This is a genomic window from Trueperaceae bacterium (assembly GCA_031581195.1).
Taxonomy (GTDB): Bacteria; Deinococcota; Deinococci; order Deinococcales; family Trueperaceae; genus SLSQ01.
In genome coordinates this window covers 14,645-33,030 of sequence record JAVLCF010000009.1, presented here as the reverse complement: position 1 = coordinate 33,030, position 18,386 = coordinate 14,645, and the positions used below count along the sequence as shown (strand labels likewise).

Genomic DNA, 18,386 nt, shown 5'->3' with positions numbered 1-18,386 from the left:
TCGTCCTCCTCGTTCCCCTGCTCGTCGCGCCGGTGGCGACGGCGCAGGACGCCGGCCCCCTCGATCTCGCGACCGCGGTTCGCCTCGCGGTCCCCCGCGACGAGGCGGTCCTCGACGCGCGCGACGCGCGGGAGGACGCCGCCCGCGACGCGGAGCGCGCCGAGGCCGACCCCACCGCCACCGCCCTCGCCCGCCAGGCGGCGCGCGCCGCCGCCGCGGCGGCGGCGGACGACGTGCGCGTCGCCGAGGCCGAGGCCCGCCGCGCGGCGACCGCGCTCTACGTCGCCGTCCTCGAGGCGCGCACCGCGCTGGCCGACGCCGAGGCGCGCGCACGCCTCGCCGACGCCGTGCTCGCCGCCGAGACCGTCCGTCTGGAGGCGGGCGCCGCGACCGATCTCGACGTCGCGCGCGCCCAGGACGACGCCGCAGCCCGCGCGCGGACCCGCGCGGATGCGACCGCCGACCGGGCGTTGGCCGAAGCGGACCTCCGCCAAGCGATCGGGCGTCCCGTCGGGGCGCTCGCCCCGATCGCTCGTGACGCCCTCCCCCCCGTTCCGGCGCTCGACGCCGCACGGGAGGAGGCGCGGGCGGCGTCGGCGTCGCTGCGCGCCGCGCGGCGCGACGTGACCCGCCGCGAAGCGGAGCGCGCCGGCCTGGCGACGCCGCTCTCCAGCGCCAACGAGCGGGCCGACGCCGATGCGGCGCTCGCCGACGCCCGGACCCGCCTCGCACGGACCGAGACCGCCGTGGACGATGCGGTGCGGCGCGCGCATGCGGCCCTCGTCGCGTCGGCCAACCGTCTCGCCGACGCCCGCGACGCCGTCGCGACGTCCGCCGCCTCGCTCGAGGCGAGCCGCGCGCGGTTCGAGGCGGGCACGATCGCGGAGGCGACGCTCGATGAGGCGGAGGCGTCGCACGCGCAGGTCGTCGCGTCGCGCGACGCCGCGCGGCATGCGCGCCTCCTGGCGGAGGTGGACCTGCGTCTGGCGCAGCTGCGCTGAGGCGGCGTCAGCCGCGCGGGACGTCCGCCCACGCGCCGGTCGCGGCGGCGTCGCGGATCGCGTCGAGGACGCGCATGTTGGCGAGGCCGTCGGCGAGGGGGGTCGGCACCGGCCGGTCCTCGAGGATGGCGAGGCTTAGCGCGTCGCCCTGGAGGGTGTACTGGTCGACGTCGCGATCGACGTGCTCGACGACGGCGTCGCCGCGCTCGAGGCGGGCGCGGACGGCGCCCGCGGGTGGGGCGTTGAAGGGGACGTCCAGTTCGACGCGGCCCGCCTCCCCCGACGCCTCGACCCGCTGGTGGGGGGCGAGGCGCGTCGCGCACGAGAACGTCGCGGTGGCGCCGTCCCCGAAGTCGAGGAGGGCGGAGGCCAGGCGGTCGGTGCCGAAGTCCGGGTCGACGTCCACCTGCGCCGCGACGCGCAGCGGCTCCCGGCCGAACAGGAAGCGCGACAGCGACACGTCGTAACAGCCGATGTCCAACAGCCCCCCGCCGCCGGTCTCGGGGCGGTTGCGGACGTCGTCGGGGTTCACGTTGTGGTAGCTGAAGTGCGAGTGGACGGTGCGCAGGCGCCCCACCTCGCCCGCCTCGATCCACGCCCTCGCGCGGCGCCACTGCGGATGGAAGCGGTACATGAACGCCTCCATGATCTTGAGGTGCGGGTGGGCCGCGGCGGCGTCGAGGAGGGGCGCGGCCTCCGCCGCGCTCCGCGCGAGCGGTTTCTCGACGAGGACGTGCTTGCCGGCCTCGAGCGCGCGGACCGCCCAGGGGACGTGCAGGTGGTTCGGGAGCGGCACGTACACCGCGTCGACGGCGTCGCTGGCGAGCAGGGCGTCGTAGCCGCCGAAGGCGTGCGGGAGGTGCAGGGCGTCCGCGGCGGCGCGGGCGCGCGCCCCGTCGCGCGAGGCGATGGCGACCACCTCGGCGTGCACGCCCGCCTGCATGGCGGGGACGACCTTCTTCACGGCGATCTTGGCGGGGCTCAGGACGCCCCATCGGACGACGTCGGGCACGGCGGCCTCCTCTCGGCGTCCGTACGCTACCGCCTGCGCGGGATCGGGCGGTGACGCCTGGCCGGCGCGCCCGCCGGCCGCCGGTCATGCTGAGGCATGCGCCCACCGGGTCCGCCGCGGCTGCGTCGCCTGCTCGCCGCCCTCACGCTGCTGGTCGCGCCCGCCTGCCACGCCGATCCGGGCGTCGCCCCCGGGGTGGGCCTCCCGCCGCCCGAGGCGCTGCCGGGGGCGTCCGACGGGCCCGCAGCCGTTCGAGATCGTGATCCTTCCCGACACGCAGGCGCTCGTCGGCCCGGGGGACGGGCGTTTCGAGGGGATGACCGCCTGGATCGCCGACGCGGCGCGCGCCGGCGACGTCGCCTTCGTCACGCACGTCGGGGACGTCGTGCGCGACGCGGGCGACGCCGCGCAGTGGGCGCGCGCCGACGCCGCGTTGGCGCGGCTGGAGGGCGTCGTGCCGTACGCGGGGACGCTCGGGAACCACGACGTGACGCCCCTCAACCGCCTCGACGGGGACGCGCGCGCGTGGCGCGCCCGCTTCGGGCCGGGGTCGGCGGCGCGGGGCGACGGTCCGCCCGGCGCGAGCGGCCTGCTGGCGACGTCGCCCGACGGGCGCGCGTCGGTCCGTTGGTTCGCCGCGGGAGGCCGAACGCTGCTGCACCTGAGCGTCCCCTTCGAGGGGGGCGACGCGCGGGACGACGAGGGGCCGCTCGCGTGGGCCGAGCGCGTCCTGTGGCACTACGCCGGCGTGCCGACGGTCATCACGACGCACGCCTACCTGTGGGACGGCGCCGTGACGGCGGACGACGCGTCGGGCGTCGCCTACCTCCCGCCGTCCGAGCGGGTGGGCGAGGTCGTCGATCGCGACGGCGACAGCCCCCGCGTGGGGGTGGGCGGCGCCACGCTGTTCCGGCGCCTGGTCGCGCCGTTCGACGCGGTGTTCCTGGTGATCGGGGGGCACGCCCACGCCGCTCCGGTCGACGTGAGCGGGGAAGCGCAACGGCTGGTGCGCAACGACGCCGGCCTGGAGGTCCTGGAGGTCCTCGCGAACTTCCAGGCGCGCACCGGTCCCGACGCGGACGCGGTCCGCCGGGTCCGCGTCGTGCCCGGCGGGGCCGGGGGGACGCGCGACCGCGTCGAGGTCGTCACTTGGCGTCCGCAGGAGGACCGGGCCGGCGAAGGGCCCCACGCGCGGTTCGCGTGGGGCCTGGCGTGGGACCTTCGCTTCGCGCGCCCGTGAGGGCGCCGGGCGTCAGAACAGGTCGTCGCCGCTGAAGCTCTTCGCCTTCTTCGCGTACGCCGTGGGGCGCTTGTGGAAGAAGTCGACGTGCTTGCCGGCGAGGATCTCCTCCTCGAACCACTGGGTGCGCTCCACCGCCGCGCGGTCGGGCCCGAACTCCGGGGCGTAGCCGACCGCCTCGAGGGCGGTGTCGAAGCGGTGCTGGATGAAGGCGAGGACGTCGGCCTTGGGCAGGAAGTCGAGTTCGCCGGCCTCGAAGATCCAGTCGACGATGCCGCGTTCCGCTTCGTAGCCGTCGCGGACCCCCTGACGGATCTCCGCTTCGAAGTCGGCGTCGAACCATTCGGGGCGTTCGTGCTGCAGCTGGCGCACGAGCTCGTAGCCGAACAGGCCGTGCAGCTGCTCCTCCTGGCTGGTCGCGTCGACGACGTTGCTGACGCCCTTGAAGAGGCCCTTGTGGCGCTGGAACGACTTCATGATGAGGAACTGCGAGAACAGGCTGGTGTGCTCGACGAAGCTGCTGAACAACAGCAGCGACGCGGCGAAGTCGCGGCCGTTCTCCTCGACCGCGCCCGGGTCGGGCATCCGGGCGTTCACGGCGTTGAGCACCTCGATGCGCTGCGCGAGGGCGGGGATCTCGTGGATGCGCTCGAAGGCGGCGTCGAGGCCGAGGAGGTGCAGCAGGTGCGCGTAGGCGTCCTGGTGCCGCACCTCGGATTCGGCGAAGGTGTAGCCCACCGCGCCGAGCTCCGGCTTCGGGAGGCGCTTCATGAGGTCCCCCCAGAACGCCTTGACGGCCACCTCGACCTGCGCGATGGCGAGCGTCGCGTTCGTGATCGCGCCGCGTTCGGCGGGACTCACGCGGGTGTGGAAGTCGTGCACGTCGTCGGCGAGGTTGAACTCGGTGTGCAGCCAGTAGGCGTGCCGGACGGCGTCGCGGTACTCGAGCAGCTCGGGGTACTCCGCGGGGCGCATGTGGAGGCGCGGGGCGAGCAGGTCGCGGTCGCGGCGCGGCGCGTCGGGCGCGTGCGCGGCGTCGGGCGCGTGCGTGGCGTCGGACGGGCGCGGGGGGACGGGGGCGGTCGTGGGGGTGGGGGTGCTCAGGGCCATGGGGATCAGCTCTCGCAGACGGTGCAGGTGAGGAGTTCGCGGCTGAACGCCTGGGCGGCGTTGATGGAGTGCTGGTAGTAGAGGGTCTTCACGCCCCGCTCCCACGCCTCGAGGTGGAGGGTGTTGAGGTCCTTGGCGGGGGTGTCGGGGTGGATCATGAGGTTGAGCGACTGCGACTGGTCGATGAACGCCTGGCGTTGGCCGGCCTGCACGATCACGTCGAGCTGGCTGACTTCGGCGAAGGTCTTGAACAGCTCCTTCTCGTCGTCGCCGAGCGCGTCGAGGTGCTGGACGCTGCCGTCGTGCTCGAGGACGTCGCGCCAGGTTTCGGGGGTGTCGAGGTCGCGTTCGGCGAGGACCTCCTGCAGCACCGGGTTGCGGAACGTCGTGACGCTCTTGGCGAGGTCGCGGACGTAGTAGTTGCTGCGGATCGGTTCGATCGACGGCGACGCCTGCCCGAGGATGAAGCTGCTGCTCGTGGTGGGGGCGACGGCGGTGAGGGTGGTGTTGCGGCGGCCGTACCCCTCGAGGACGTCGGGTTCGCCGTAGCGGTCGGCGAGGTCTTCGCTGGCCTCGAGCGCGGCGGCCTGGATGTGCTCGAAGATCTCCTTGTTCTTCAGGCTGGCCATGAGGCTGCCGAAGGGAATGCGTTGCTCCTGGAGGTAGGAGTGCCAGCCGAGCACGCCGATGCCGAGCGCGCGGTGGCGCTTCGCGAACCGGTGGGCGCGATGGAAGTGCGGGATGTCGGCGGTCGACTCGATGAACTCGCTCATGACGGCGTCGAGGAAGGCGGTCAGGAGCTGGACGGCGTCGGTGTCCTTCCACTCCTCGTAGTAGCGCAGGTTCATGCTGGCCAGGTCGCAGACGAACGATTCGTCCTCCCCGACCGGCAGCATGATCTCGCTGCAGAGGTTGCTGGAGCGCACCTCGTACCCCTGGTCGCGGTAGACGTCGGGCCGGCCGGCGGAGGCGTTGCCCTGGAACAGCACGTACGGCATGCCGACCTCGCTGCGGGTCTGCAGGACCTTCGCCCAGAGCGCCCGCTTCTCCGCGTCGCCGTCGACCATCGAACGCAACCAGGCGTCGGAGACGACGACCCCGAAGAACAGGTTCTGGATGGGGTTGCCCTCCTTGCGGATCTCCAGGTACTCCGCGACGTCGGGGTGATCGATGTCGAGGTACGCCGCGAAGGAGCCGCGGCGGGTCGCGCCCTGCTTGGTGACGTCGATCAGCGTGTCGAACAACCGCATGAAGTTGACGGAGCCCTCGGACTCGCCGTTGTCCTTGATCGCAGCGCCGCGATGCCGGACGTCCCCGAAGTAGGCGCTGGTGCCGCCGCCGTACTTGCTCATGATGCCGACTTCCGCGGCGGTGTTCAGGATGCCGTCCATGCTGTCGGGCACGTACGAGCCGTAGCAGGAGATCGGCAGGCCGCGCGCCAGCCCGAAGTTCGCCCAGATGGGGCTGGACATCGAGTACCAGCCGCGGCTCATGTAGTCGAAGAAGCGGTCCGCGAAGCCGTCCATGCCGGGCAGCAACGACTCCGCGCGGTCCGCCAGCTGGCGGATGCGGGCCTCGGGCGTGACGCCGGGCAGCAGGTAGCCGTTGGACAGGAAGGTGCGGCTGTCCTCGTTGAGCCAGGCGAACGGTTCGCGGGCGGGGGTGCGGTGACGCACCTCGCCGCCGGGCGGGGTGGGCTGGGGCGCGTGCGGCGAAGGCACGCGGAGGGATGCATCCACGATGGAACCTCTTTCCGCCCTTCGACCGAGGGCTGAGGGGTGGGTCGCGCGCCGGGTGGTCGGGCTTCGCGCGTACGCGTCACCGTTGCGGGACAGCGCCGGATTCGCACCGGCTTCCCCCGGTCGGCCGGAGCGCCCTGAGGGGCGATCGCGGCGGGCCCTTCCGGATGGAAGGACGCGCGGCCAGGGCCATGGGTGGTTGGCCGTGAAGGGGAGCGTACTACATCTTGTGCCGCTCGTGCCAAGGGTCGGGTGGAACGTGAGATCGTCCACACCCCCTTCGGGCCCGCCCTCGGGCCCGCCCTCGATGCGCCGCCCGACCCCTCAGGACGCCCCGTCCTCGCCCCCCGCGACGCCGTCGCGGCCCGCGTCCTTCGCGCGGTACATCGCGCGGTCGGCGCGGCGCAGCGCCGGACTCAGGTTCGCTTCGCCCGGCCGCCAGGCGGCCACCCCGACGCTGGCGGTCACGGCGACCTCGCTCCCCTCCACCTCGACCCGCGCCTCGCGCAGCGTCGCGAGGAGGCGCTCCGCGACGCGTCGGGCGCCGGCGGGGTCGATGTCGGGCAACAGCACCACGAACTCCTCGCCCCCCAACCGGGCGGGCACGTCCCCGGTCCGCGCCCCCGCACGCAGGAGGCCGGCGACGTGCGCGAGGACCGCGTCGCCGGCCGCGTGCCCGAATCGGTCGTTGACCGTCTTGAAGTGATCGAGGTCCATCAGCAGCACCGAGAGCGGCTCGCCGGCGCGTTCGGCGCGGGCGAGCGCCGCCTCCGCCGACGCGTCGAACGACCGGGCGTTCGGCAACCCGGTCAGCGGATCGAGCGTCGCGAGCCGCTCGAGTTCGGCGCGGAGGTCGTCGAGTTCGGTGACGTCGGTCGAGAAGCCCACCAGCCGACAGCTTCCGTCGGGCCCGGTGAACGGCGCCTTCGTCGTCCAGAACGTGACCGGCTCGCCGTGCTCGTCGACGCCGCGCTCGCGCAGCACGACCGAGCGGCGGGTCTCGAACACCTCCCGGTCGCTGCGCGCGAACTCCTCGCTCATTTCGGGCGGCAGGATCTCGCTCTGGTGCCGGCCCACGATCGCGTCGCGCGGCAGGCCGAACAGCCGCGCGCCCTTGGCGTTGACGTACTCGAAACGGCCCGCCTCGTCCTTGACGTAGAAGTAGGCGTCGGCGTTGTCGAGCATCGTGTCGAGCAGGGCGCGTTGGCGTTCCGCCTCGCGTTGCGCCTCGAGGCGCGCCCGGGAGACGTCGCGCAGGAGGCGTTCCGCCTCCTCGCGCGCCTCGCGTTCCCGCTCGAAGCGCGCCCGCCAGGTGACGACGTCGACCGCATCGGCGGCGTCGTCCCGCCGGTCGCCGGGGTCGCTCACGCGGCCCCCTCGGGCCACACGTCGAACCGCGCGTGCGTCCCGTCGTGCGGCGCGAGCCCCTGCGTCTCGAGGCGGACGTCCAGCCCGTAGTGATCGAAGGCACCGCGCAGCAACCCCTCGGCGAGGGCGGCCATCCCGCGGTGCGAGCGGTACGTCAGGCGGAACCCGCCGCCGTCCAGACGCACGCCGTCGAAGCGGGGCGGGTCGGCGTCGGCGTACACCATGCGGACCGACGCATGCACGTGGTCCTCGAGTCGCTCGAGCAGCGCGATCGGGTCGGCATGGGGGTCGACCCACTCGGGGTGGTGCGCCGCGAACCGCGTGAACAACCGCCGCCCACACGAACGTTGCACCGCCTCGGGCGCCTCGCCGCGCTCCGCAGCGAGCGCGTGGATCAGCGCGTGGGCCTCCGCGTCGGGGTAGACGCCGTACGCCGTGTACGCCCCGCGCACGCCCGCCTTCGCCAGGACGCGGTCCACCGCATCGAGCGACGCGGTTCGCTCCCGTTCCGCCAGCAGTTCCGTGAAGACCAGTCCGAGCACGGCAACCCTCCGTGCGAAAGCGTACGGCACCGTTCGCGGACGCACTGCGTCCTGGCGCGCGATACGGCGTCGCTCAGGTGGGCGGCGGGAACGCCGGGTGCACGGCGTCGAGCGAGGCGACCTCCCACGTCGCCGCCTCGCGCGCCGCGCGGGAGGGCGTCTCGCCGCGGGTGATCAACAACGCCGCCGCCCCCGCGGCGCGGGCGGCGAGGACGCCCGCTTCGCTGTCCTCCAGCACCAGGCACCGCTCCGCCGCCACCCCCAGCCGCGTCGCGGCGAGGCGGTAGCCGTCGGGCGCCGGTTTGGGGCGCGGCACCTCGTCCGCCCCGAGGCGCACCGTCACGTGCGCCCCCCACGCGTGCGGGGCCAACGACGCCTCGATCATCGCGCGCGGGGAGTTCGACACCACCGCCCGCGGCCGGCCCGCCGCCGCGAGCGCCTCGACCCACGCCGCGGCGCCCGGCATGGCCGGCACCGCCGCGACGGCGTCCACGAGGCGCTCCATGACGGCGCCCCAGAAGGCGGGCGGGTCGACCTCGAGGCCGTAGTGCGCGCGCAGGAGCGCCATGCTGGCGTCGCGATCGACGCCTCGGAGGCGGGCGTGGGCGTCGTCGGGGAGCGGCGCCCCGAACCGCGCGGCGACCTCCTGCATGACCGCGAACCAGATCGGTTCGCTGTCCACCAGCGTGCCGTCCATGTCGAACAGCACCGCGTCGAAGCGGGCGACGTCGTCGGGGGTCGGCGTTCGCGTCACGCGCGCAGCGTACCCCTCGTCCCTCAGGCGTCCCCGAGAGGCCGGCCGATGCCGGCCGGCGCGAGGCCCAACCACGCCGCTAGGGTCGCCTCCACGTCCTCGGCGTCCGCGGCGGCGAGGCGCCCGGTCGGCACGTGGGGCCCGGCCGCGACGAGGAAGCGGTCGTCGCTCGGCGTGCCGGGCCGGAGGCCGTGCGCGGAGCGGTAGCCGGGCGGGCCCGACGTCGCGTCCGCGGGCGCCCCCTCCGGCGCGCGCTCGAACACCGCGCCGGCCGGCGCGACGTACGCCGCGAGGCGGGCGCGGTCCTCCACCGGGATCGGGGAGGGCTCGAGCGGCGCGATGCCGTACCCCGCGAGGCGGGCGTCGACGTCCGCCCGCTCGGGCCCCTCGGGCACCGCCACGAACAGCGCGCCCCCCTCGGGGGCGGCCGGGTGGTCGGGCAGCAACCGCTCGGGGTGGAGGGCGCGCTCGACGCCGCCGTGCCCGTGGTCGCTGAGCAGCATGAGGTTCACCGCGTCGCGCCGCCCCGCCCGGTCGAGGTCCTGCAGCAGCGTCGCGACGAGGGCGTCGGCGAACGCCAACGACCAGACGCTGGCGGGCGTCCGGGGGCCGGCGACGTGCTGCACCGAGTCGGGGATGAGGATCTCGGTGAGGATCAGGTCGGGCGGGGTGGGGTCGGTCGCCAGGGCGGCGCTCAGGCGCAGGAGGCGCCGGTCGCCCTCGAGGCCGTGCATGAGGTAGTGCATGCGGTCGCCGTCGTAGGCGTCGGGCGTCTCGACGTGCACGCCGTCCGCCGCGAGGCGCGCGAGGCGGGGGTCGTCCGCCGCCTCCATCGTCCGCAACCAGCCGGCGTCGGCGGGGACGGGTTCGGCGTCGCGGGCGCGCTGCAGCATCTCCTTCGCCCACCACGGCCCCGCGAACGTCGTGGCGTCCTCGGGGCGGACCATGCCGTAGCCGGCGACCGCGACGTCCAGGCCGGCGTCGCGCGCGCGTCGCGCCAGCGTCGGGACGCGCACGTCGTCGGGGTTGGCGTAGCGGAAGCGTTCGCCGTCGTGAACGACGTTGCCGTACACGCCGTGCACCGCCGGCGGGACGCCGGTCACGATGCCGGTCCGGCCGGGCAGCGACGTCGCGGGCACCTGACTGGCGAGTCGGTCGACGCGCAGGCCGTCGGCGGCGACGGCGTGCAGGGTGGGCAGGTCGTGGGGGTGGTCGCGGAGGTCGTCGGCGGAGAGGCCGTCGATCATCACGAGGATCGTGGTCGCCATGGCGGCAGGGTACGCCCGCACGGTCCGGCGGTGGGTCAGGACGGCGTCAGGGCGTGATGGCGACCTGACACGCGCCGCGGTAGCCTACGCCGTCGTGTCCACGCGCCTCCGCGCCCGCCTGTGGGCCCTCCCGGCCGCCCTCGCCTTCGCCCTGTTCGGGGCGGTGCCGCTGCTGGCGGTGCTGCGCTACGCCACCTGGTCGTGGAGCGGGATCGGCGACCCGGAGCCGGTCGGCGCGCAGAACCTGCTGCGCCTCGCGAGCGACGCCGACCTCTGGCGTTCGCTGGGGACGACCGCGGCGTTCGCGGGGATCACGATCCCGACCTTCCTGGCGTTGTCGTTGGGGATCGCCGTCGCGATCCGCGGGACGCGCGCCGAGCGGTTCGTCAAGGCGCTGTTGTTCGCCCCGGGCCTCGTGACGGTGGGGGGGTCGGCGATCGCCTGGTACCTGCTGTACGCCCCCGACTTCGGGGTCGTGGCGGAGCTCACGGGGCTGCGGCTGCCGTGGACGACGGAGCCGTGGGCGGCGCTCGCGTACGTCGTCGCCTTCACGCTGTGGCAACAGACCGGGTACGGGGTGCTGGTCGTCTCCGCCGCCCTGCGCGGCATTCCCGCCGACGTGCAGGAGGCGGCTCGCCTCGACGGGGCGGGCGAGCGGGCGGTGTTCCGCTTCGTCACCCTCCCGCTGTTGCGCCCGACCCTGACGTTCCTGACGGTCGTCGCGACGGTGTTGTCGCTGCAGGCGTACACCGCGGTGTACCTGCTGACCGGTGGGGGGCCGTACGGCACGACGCGGGTCCTGGGGTACTACCTGTACGAGGTCGCCTTCGAACGCTTCGAACTGGGGTACGGCGCGGCGGTGACGTTGTTCGTGCTGGCGGTGACGTTGCTGGTCGCGGCGCTGCAGGCGCGGGCGTTGGCGGCGCGGACCGGTGGCCGTCCCGCCGCCGGGCGGGGGGCGGCGTGACCGCGCTGCGGATCGCGACCGCGGCGTTCGCGGCGTTCGTCGCCGCGCCGCTGGCGTGGTTGGCGTACGCGGCGTTCCTGCCCGCCGACGCGCTGCTGCAGGCCGACCTGCTGACGTTCGGCTTCACCCTGGAGAACCTCGCGGCGTTGCCGGGGACGGGCCTGTTCCGGGCGCTCGGGATCTCCCTCGCCGCGTCGGGCCTGACGGTCGCGGTGCAGCTGGCGTTCGGGCTGGCGGCGGCGTACGCGATGCGCAACGGCGCGCCGTTGCGGGCGGTCGTGCTGCTGTTGTTGGCGCTGCCGACGGAGTTGCTGCTGGTGCCGCTCTACCGGCTGTTGCAGGTGTTGTCGCTGCTGGACACCTTCGCGGCGTTGATCGCGCCGTTCCTGGCGAGCCCGCTCGTGACGTTCCTGCTGCTGCAGGCGGTGCGGCGGGTGCCGTGGGAGATGATCGAGGCGGCCCGCCTCGACGGGGCGCGGGAGCGCACCATCCTGCTGCGGATCGTGGCGCCGACCCTGCGTCCGGAGTTGCTGGCGGCGGGGGTGCTGGCGTTCGCGGCGCACTGGAACCTGGTGCTCTACCCTCGCGTCACGACCCCGGAGTCGCTCTGGACGGTGCAGGTCGTGCTCGCCGACCTCCTGCGCACCCGCCCGTTCGACTGGGGGGTGTTGGGGGCCGCGGCGTTGGTCGCGAGCCTCCCGATCGTGATCGTGTACGCCGTGTTCGAGAAGCGCATCCTGGCGACGTTCGAGGCCGGGTTCCGTTCCTGATTCGAGGAGGTCCGCATGCCGACGCCGTTCCCCCGTCCCCCCACCCCTCCGCTCCGGCGGGTCCGTGCCGCCGCCCTCGCGCTCGCCCTGACGCTGGCCGGCGCGGCGAGTGCGCAGACCGAGATCACCTTCTGGCACTCGATGGACTCCGCCCAGGAGACGGTCGACGCGCTCGTCGAGCGGTTCCACGAAACGCAGGACGACGTCCGCGTCGACGCGCGGTACGTCGGCAGCTACCGCGAAGCGCAAACGAAGCTGCTCGCGGCGTTCGGCGGGCCGGACGAACCGGACCTGTTCCAGGCGGAGATCGCCTTCTTCCCCCGCCTCGTCGCGGAGGGCGCGGTGCAGGACCTCACGGCGGAGGCGGCGTCGTTGCCGGCGGCGTTCACCGACGATTTCGTGCCGGGCCTGTGGGCCTACGGGGTGCTGGACGGCCGCCGCTACGGCCTGCCGTGGAACGCGTCGACGCCGGCGCTGTACCTGAACGCGTCGGCGTTGGAGCGGGCCGGCGTCGAGCCGCCGACGACCTGGCCGGCGTTCGCCGACGCCGCCGACGCCCTCACCACCCGCCGCGCGCGGGGGGTGGTGTTCGTCGGCGACAGTTGGTTGTTCGAGATGATGGTGCGGAGCCTCGGGGGGGCGCTGGTCGACGACGCCGGCCGCCCGACCCTGGACACGCCCGAGGCGCGCGAGGCGCTGACGTTGCTCGCCGACCTGGAGGCGCGCGGGTCGTTGGCGTTCTACGGGGCGGACGAAACGACGCCGGCGATCCTCGGGTTCGTGCGGACGCGCTCGTTGATGGCGTTCGCGAGCATCGCCAATTGGCCCGACGTGCGCCGCTTCTCCGTCGCCTTCGATCTGACCGCGGTGCCCGTCCCGATGGCCGACGGGGGGCGCGTCCCGCTGGGCGGGGCGCAGCTCGTCGTGATGCGCAACGCCGCGCCCGAGGCGCGCGCGGCGGCGTGGCGGTTCTGGCGGTGGTTGATGGAGCCCGAGCAGGTCGCGACGTGGGTGGAGGGGTCGTACTACCTCCCCGTCCGCGGGGCGGCACGCCCCCTCCTCGAGGCGTTCTACGCCGAGGAGCCGGGACGGGGGGCGGCGTTGGCGCAGCTCGACCGGGCGGTCCCGCGCCCCCGCATCGCGGCGTTCGACGCGATGCGGGGGATCGTGGACGAGATGCTGGAGCGGGTCCTGCGCGGGGGGCGCGACCCGGGTGAAGCGCTGATGGAGGCGCAGGCCCGCGCCGAGGCGCTCGTCGAATGAGCGCCTCCCGGACCCGCGCGCTGTTGCTGGCGCCCGCGCTCGGGTTGCTCGGCTTCGCCGCCGTCGACGTGGTGGGCCGCAGCCAGGGGGTGCTGACCGGTCTGACGGCGTCCCCGGCGCTGGATGCGGCGGCGTACGCCGTCGCCGCGGCGCTCTCGGCGCAGTGGCACCACCGCGCCTGGCGGCGCGGGGGCCGCGCCGCGGCGTGGGGGGCGGCGCTCGCGCACGTCGCGACGTTCCCGTTCCTGGCCGGCGTCCTGGCCGGCGCGGCGGACCTGACGTGGCTCGGGGGGTGGGGCGTCCCGGGGCTGGTGCGGGCGGCGTTGCTGGCGACGCCGACGAACCTGCTGGCGACGTTCGCGGTGGAGCTGCCGCTCGCGACGCTGCCCCTGGGGGTGGCCAGCGTCGCGGGGCTCGCGGTGTCGGCCCGACGGGGGCGCTAGCCTCGAGGCATGATGCGCTCCACGTTGCGTTCGTCCGTCGCCCCCCTCGCGTTCGTCCTCGCCGCCGCCCTCGGGGGCGTCGCGGCGGCGCAGCCGCCGGAGGCGACGTGCGAGACGTTGCTGACGTCGCTCGAGACGTCGTTCGAGGAGGCCCGGTCGTACGAGCTGGGCGTCGCGATCGAGCAGGGCGAGCGGGAGATCGCCTACCAGTTGCAGCGCGCCGAACGCGCCGAGGACGGCACCTGGACGACGGAGACGCTGGAGCGTCGGGGGCTGCCGCGCCCGCCCGGGACCGGCGGCGACGGGCCCGACGGCGGCTTCGCGGAGTTGGGGCTCGGGTGCGACGGCGCGGCGCTCGAGACGACCGCGACGGGCGACGTGGTGATGACGCTGCCGCCGGTCGAGGACGGTCCGGTGACCGGCTGGAACCTGACGTTCGCGCCGCTCGGGGCGCGCTGGGTGCCGCGCGAAGCGATCGGCGACTTCGAAGCCCGCATCGCCTTCGTGCCGGTCCGCGGGCGGTTCGTCACGACGTTCGACGCCTGGCGCTTCCCGGTCGACTGACCCCCACCGAGACACGCCCGCCGGCCCCGGGGGGGCCGGCGGGTGGGGAGGTCGCCGGTCGGGTGGGGCCCGACCGGCCGAGAAAGGAGGGGGGCGAACGGGGGGAGGCCGGCGGGCGCCGCCGGGGGCGGGCGCCCGCGGGGCCACGGTCACAGCACCAACGGTTCGAAGGTGCCGGCGAGCAGCACGGTCGCGCGCAGGAAGAACACGCCGACCAGGGCGGAGAGGGCGGAGACGGTCAACAGCGCCTTGTTCTTCTCGCGCAGCAGGGTGTACGCCCCGATGGCGAGGGGCACGAGGATGCCGACGCCGACGACGCCGACCCACGTCATCCAGGCCAGGTCGCCGCTCGTCATCAGCGTCGCGCCGTAGCGCGCGCCGGCGCTGCCGTAGGACGTCGCGACGTGGAGGAACCCGAGCACGGCGAGGAGTTTCATGCCGTCGAGGACCATCCCGAGGCGCACCCCGAACGACGAGACCTTCGCGTCGACGGCGCCGACGACGTACAGCAGCTCGAGCATGGCGATGGCGGCGATCGAGCCGCTGATCACCCACAACACCGGAATGAGGGCGTTGTTCCACAGCGGGATGCCGACCGCTTGCGTGATCAGGAAGCCGCTGTAGACGGTGGCGAAGAAGCCAACGAAGGCGAACGCCCCGAGGAACGCCCTCGAGGCGTCGACCCGCTCGGTCCACGCCAGCCAGGGCAGGCGTTTCGTGAGGAACGGGAGGTGCGCGACGAGGGCGATCAGCGCGAGGACCAGGTGGATGGAGAGGACGGTGATGCCGATCAGCATCCACGACCCGAAGTTCAGCTCGAGGTCGCGGACCATCAGGAACAGCGTCCGCGGGAGGTTCCACCAGCGCCCCAGGTGGCTGACGACGAGCAGCAGCCCGACGACGAGGGAGACGAAGATCGTGGCGATGACGGCGGTGCGGCGCACGAAGGCGTAGGCGACGGAGCCCATGCCGGCCATGCCGACGAAGAACAGGAACGCGGCGATCGACCAGCCCCAGTGGGCGACGTCCAGTTGGAAGGTGAGGTCGGCGGGGGTCATCAGAGCCCTCCCTCCACGACGAAGTACGTCGGGTCGGTGCCGGCCTCCTCGAGGAGGCGGCGGCTGCGTTTCAAACGGAGCGTGACGGAGACGCTGCTGGCGGGGTCGTTGAGGTCCCCGAAGTCGCGCGCCATCGCCGGGCAGGCCTGCACGCAGGCGGGGTCCTCGCCCTGCGCGACGAGGTCCAGGCAGCCCTCCCCCATGCACTTCATCGGCAGTTTGCTGTCGGGGTGGAACCAGCGGACGTTGTAGGGACAGCTGGTGACGCAGTAGCTGCAGCCGGCGCACTGCTCGGCGTCGAGCCGGACGAGGCCGTCGTCGTCGCGGTAGACCGCCCCGAACGGGCAGTTGGCAACGCAGGGGGCGTCCTGGCAGTGTTGGCACTGCACGAGAAGGACCGACGGTTTGCCGGTGGCGTTCACGCCGTCGATGCGGCGGATGTTCGAGGCGACCGAATCCCAACCCTTCTCCTTGCGGTGCATCATCTCGGGCTGGTTCGTCATGGTGCAGGCCATCACGCAGGCGCCGCAGGCGATGCACAGGCTCTCGTCCCAGACGTGCGCGAGGCGCCGGGTGGGTTCGCTTCCCTTCATTTCGTTGACACGAGCCATGGCGTTCCTCTCCGCGCTCAGGCGCGCCGAATCCGGATCGAGGCGTTGTTGGCGTTCGAGCCGGTGACGGGGTCGATGGTGGACGTCGCGAACCAGTGGGGGTTGAGGCCCTTCGCGCGCTTCGCGAAGCGGTCGTCGCGCCGTTCGAACGACCCGCGGTTCCCGCCGGCGTAGCTGTAGACGTACCCGACGCCCGGGCGGACGCGGGGCGTGACGCGGACCTCGGTCGTGGCGACCCAGCCGGTGTCGAGCCCCTCGACCTCGGCGTCGTCGCCGTCGGCGAGGCCGAGGCGTTCGGCGTCGTCGGGGTGGATCCAGAGGGCGTTGTCCACGAGGTACTGCGTGGGGAAGGCGACGCTGGCGACGCCGGACGAGCCGATGGGGCTCTTGCCGTTGACGAGGAACAGTTCGTCGTCGGCCGACGGCGCGGTGTAGGCGGGGGGCGGGAAGTACTCGGCGAAGCCGTGCGCGCGGTAGCCCTTCAGGACCGGCGCGAGGGCGTACACCTCGAGGCGGCCGCTGGGGGTGTCGAACGGCTCCTGGTAGGGGATGCGGCCGTAGCGTTGCGGGACGACGGTCTTGAAGCCGCGGGCGTCGAGCTCCTCGCGGAGTTGCGCGGGGTCGAGGTCCCACGTCTCGGCCAGCGCCTCGATGCGGGCGTCCTGGAGGGGGGCGAGGAAGTCGCGGCGGAAGACGTCGACGTCGGCGAAGCGGTCCTCGTAGCCCATCGCGCGCGCCAGGCCGGGCTCGATGCGGCGCAGCAGCTCGAGCATGATCCACAGGTGCGGGCGGGCCTCGACGCCCTCGGGGGGTGCGGTGACGCGGTGCTGGAGGGCGACGACGCCCTCCATCGACCAACCGACCTGGCCGAGGTCCTCGCGCTCGAGGAACATCTCGGCGGGGAGGACGTAGTCCGCCCAGTCGTCGAACTCCTGGTGGACGATGTCGATGTTCACGATCAGGTCCAGCTTGCGCAGCGCCCGTTCGAGGCGGGCGGTGTTCGGATCGCGGTGGAACATCGTCGCGCCGAGCGCGATGAGGCCGGTGATCGGGTAGGGGTCCTCGTCGAGGATCGCGTCGATCACGGCGTCGAAGGTGGCGTTCGCTTCGGGGTAACGGCGTTTGTCGACGCTGGTGTCGGTGTCGGGGAGGGTGAAGCCGTCGCCGCGGATCGTCTCGAGGCGCCCTTCGTGCGTGGCCATCACGCCGGGCACCTTGGCGCTGGGTTTGAAGCCGAGCCCGCCGACGGTGTCGATGCTGCCCAGCAGGGCGTTGACGGTCATCAGCGCCATGATGGCGTCGGTGTCGTTGCCGTTGCGGGTGTTGTACCAGGTGTCCTCGACGACGCCGCGGTTGATGGCGAGCCCGCGGGCGACGCGGAGGACGTCGTCGGCCGAGAGGCCGGTGATGCGCCCGACGCGGGAGACGTCGTAGTCGCCGAGGTGTTCGAGGAGGCGCGCCCAGGCGGTGCGGACCGGGAGGTCGGCGCCGTCGGCGCCGCGCACGGTGCCCTCCCAGGCGAGCTCGACCTCGACGTCCTCGTCCGCGAAGGCGAGGCGGCCGTCGGCGGCGCGGACCGCGTAGCGGTCGTCGGCGCCGTCCCGGCGGACGTCCGCTTCGGTGAGCGGGAGGCCGTCCTCGCGGATGAGGAAGGGCAGGTCGGTGTAGCGACGCACGAAGGCGTCGTCGTAGCGGTCCTCGTCGATCAGGACCTTCGCGACCCCGAGCAGGAAGGCGGCGTCGGTGCCGGGGTAGCAGGCGAGCCATTCGCCGTCGGCGAAGGCGACGTCGGGCATGGCGGGGTTGAGGAAGACCGCCTTCGCGCCGTGCTCGCGGGCCTTCGCGAGGCGGTGCACCGCGCCGATCGGGGCGTTGAGGCTGCGGCCGGGGAACAGCACGTAGCGGACGTTGTCGTAGTCGGGGTCGACGGTGGAGTGCTTGGCGTAGGCGCTCCCCATCGTCCATTTGCGCCCGACGACGCCGGCGGTGTTGCAGGTGCTGGACTGCTTGACGACGTTGGGCGCGCCGAGCGGCGTCATGAGCCACTGCAGGTCGCCCTTGAAGTCGTGGGTGGTGGCGGCGAGCGCTTCGGGCCCGTCGCGCTCGAGGAGCGCCGCGAGGCGGTCCCCGATCTCGTCGAGGGCGGTCTCCCAGGAGACCGCCTCGAAGCGGCCTTCGCCGCGCTCGCCGACGTTCTTCAGCGGCGTGCGGAGGCGTTGGGGGCCGTCCCACGTGTAGGCGGCGGTGGCGCCCCGCCCGCAGTAGCCGCGCTGCGGGTGCTCGGGGTCCTGGTTGGGGAGGACCAGCAACTGCGGGGCGCCGCCGTCGGGGGCGGGCTTCACCAGGGCGGTGAGGCCGCAGCCGGCGCCGCACTGGTGGCAGATCGTGTGGCGGACCTCGTAGCCGGCGTCGCGGAGGCCGGCGACGTCGAGGCCGTCGTCGGTGAAGAAGCGCTGCGCGTCGACGAAGCCGCGGTCGGCCAGCAGGGCGCCGGAGGCGGCCGCGGCGGAGCCGAGCAGGAAGCCCCTTCGCGAGACGTGCGGTGTGCGTTCGGACATGGAATCCCCTTTCCTTCCTCGGGTCCCGGCATCTCGTGAATCCGTTCACGACCGTTCGATATCGAAGGTAGTCGATACGGCCCGGGGAGGGGCAAGGGCGAACGTCCCGCCGGCGCGC

At 73.8% G+C, this 18,386-nt stretch carries 17 protein-coding genes and 1 riboswitch; of the genes, 7 read left to right on the top strand and 10 right to left on the bottom strand.

The window, feature by feature from the left end; translation table 11 throughout:
* The coding region (locus RI554_01780) for a hypothetical protein (GenBank protein ID MDR9390742.1) at positions 1 to 1,001 on the top strand (1,001 nt) is incomplete at its 5' end.
* A 7-nt stretch (positions 1,002 to 1,008) separates the two neighbouring features.
* Here RI554_01780 and RI554_01775 read toward each other — a convergent pair.
* Positions 1,009 to 2,013 (bottom strand): Gfo/Idh/MocA family oxidoreductase, encoded by a 1,005-nt coding sequence (locus RI554_01775; GenBank protein MDR9390741.1) that lies wholly within the window; start codon positions 2,011 to 2,013, stop codon positions 1,009 to 1,011.
* Between the two features lie 259 nt (positions 2,014 to 2,272).
* Between RI554_01775 and RI554_01770 the strand changes: the two genes are divergently transcribed.
* Positions 2,273 to 3,253 (top strand): metallophosphoesterase, encoded by a 981-nt coding sequence (locus tag RI554_01770; protein ID MDR9390740.1) that lies wholly within the window; start codon positions 2,273 to 2,275, stop codon positions 3,251 to 3,253.
* Between the two features lie 12 nt (positions 3,254 to 3,265).
* Here the strand turns inward: RI554_01770 and RI554_01765 are convergent, their stop codons facing one another.
* The 6 genes from RI554_01765 to RI554_01740 all read right to left on the bottom strand — a co-directional run bounded on the left by RI554_01765 (position 3,266) and on the right by RI554_01740 (position 10,034).
* Positions 3,266 to 4,363 carry a ribonucleotide-diphosphate reductase subunit beta gene (locus tag RI554_01765; protein ID MDR9390739.1) on the bottom strand — a complete coding sequence of 366 codons (1,098 nt, stop codon included), beginning with the start codon at positions 4,361 to 4,363 and terminating at the stop codon, positions 3,266 to 3,268.
* 5 nt (positions 4,364 to 4,368) lie between these two features.
* The gene (locus tag RI554_01760) at positions 4,369 to 6,039 is read right to left on the bottom strand and encodes a ribonucleoside-diphosphate reductase subunit alpha (GenBank protein MDR9390738.1); all 1,671 of its coding nucleotides are present in this window, start codon (positions 6,037 to 6,039) and stop codon (positions 4,369 to 4,371) included.
* A 116-nt stretch (positions 6,040 to 6,155) separates the two neighbouring features.
* Positions 6,156 to 6,222, bottom strand: a riboswitch (cobalamin riboswitch).
* Positions 6,223 to 6,426: 204 nt separating this feature from the next.
* A complete protein-coding gene (locus tag RI554_01755; protein ID MDR9390737.1) occupies positions 6,427 to 7,470 on the bottom strand; it encodes a GGDEF domain-containing protein in 1,044 nt (347 codons plus the stop codon).
* Entirely contained in the window at positions 7,467 to 8,012 is a 546-nt protein-coding gene (locus RI554_01750; protein ID MDR9390736.1) for a heme NO-binding domain-containing protein, read from the bottom strand. Before RI554_01750 ends, RI554_01755 begins: the two co-directional genes overlap by 4 nt.
* Before the next feature lie 73 nt (positions 8,013 to 8,085).
* A complete protein-coding gene (locus RI554_01745) occupies positions 8,086 to 8,766 on the bottom strand; it encodes an HAD family phosphatase (protein ID MDR9390735.1) in 681 nt (226 codons plus the stop codon).
* A gap of 23 nt (positions 8,767 to 8,789) precedes the next feature.
* A complete protein-coding gene (locus tag RI554_01740; GenBank protein MDR9390734.1) occupies positions 8,790 to 10,034 on the bottom strand; it encodes an alkaline phosphatase family protein in 1,245 nt (414 codons plus the stop codon).
* A 94-nt stretch (positions 10,035 to 10,128) separates the two neighbouring features.
* Here RI554_01740 and RI554_01735 point away from each other — a divergent pair, with 94 nt between their 5' ends.
* Genes RI554_01735 through RI554_01715 form a run of 5 tightly spaced genes read left to right on the top strand, consistent with a single transcriptional unit; the run spans position 10,129 to position 14,041 of the window.
* Positions 10,129 to 11,001, top strand: a complete 873-nt coding sequence (locus tag RI554_01735; protein ID MDR9390733.1) for a sugar ABC transporter permease — start codon at positions 10,129 to 10,131, stop codon at positions 10,999 to 11,001.
* Positions 10,998 to 11,771, top strand: a complete 774-nt coding sequence (locus RI554_01730; protein MDR9390732.1) for an ABC transporter permease subunit — start codon at positions 10,998 to 11,000, stop codon at positions 11,769 to 11,771. The genes RI554_01735 and RI554_01730 overlap by 4 nt, the downstream gene beginning before the upstream one ends.
* Positions 11,772 to 11,786: 15 nt before the next feature.
* Positions 11,787 to 13,034, top strand: coding sequence for an ABC transporter substrate-binding protein (locus RI554_01725; protein ID MDR9390731.1), 1,248 nt, complete (start codon positions 11,787 to 11,789; stop codon positions 13,032 to 13,034).
* Positions 13,031 to 13,477: a hypothetical protein gene (locus RI554_01720; protein MDR9390730.1), complete on the top strand. Its 447-nt coding sequence runs from the start codon at positions 13,031 to 13,033 to the stop codon at positions 13,475 to 13,477. Before RI554_01725 ends, RI554_01720 begins: the two co-directional genes overlap by 4 nt.
* Before the next feature lie 9 nt (positions 13,478 to 13,486).
* Positions 13,487 to 14,041: a hypothetical protein gene (locus RI554_01715; GenBank protein ID MDR9390729.1), complete on the top strand. Its 555-nt coding sequence runs from the start codon at positions 13,487 to 13,489 to the stop codon at positions 14,039 to 14,041.
* 149 nt (positions 14,042 to 14,190) lie between these two features.
* Here the strand turns inward: RI554_01715 and nrfD are convergent, their stop codons facing one another.
* Genes nrfD through RI554_01700 form a run of 3 tightly spaced genes read right to left on the bottom strand, consistent with a single transcriptional unit; the run spans position 14,191 to position 18,268 of the window.
* Complete coding sequence (gene nrfD / locus RI554_01710) at positions 14,191 to 15,099, bottom strand: NrfD/PsrC family molybdoenzyme membrane anchor subunit (GenBank protein MDR9390728.1); 909 nt, start codon at positions 15,097 to 15,099, stop codon at positions 14,191 to 14,193.
* Positions 15,099 to 15,710, bottom strand: coding sequence for a 4Fe-4S dicluster domain-containing protein (locus tag RI554_01705; GenBank protein ID MDR9390727.1), 612 nt, complete (start codon positions 15,708 to 15,710; stop codon positions 15,099 to 15,101). Before RI554_01705 ends, nrfD begins: the two co-directional genes overlap by 1 nt.
* A 17-nt stretch (positions 15,711 to 15,727) precedes the next feature.
* Complete coding sequence (locus tag RI554_01700; GenBank protein MDR9390726.1) at positions 15,728 to 18,268, bottom strand: molybdopterin-dependent oxidoreductase; 2,541 nt, start codon at positions 18,266 to 18,268, stop codon at positions 15,728 to 15,730.
* Between the last annotated feature and the right edge of the window lie 118 nt (positions 18,269 to 18,386).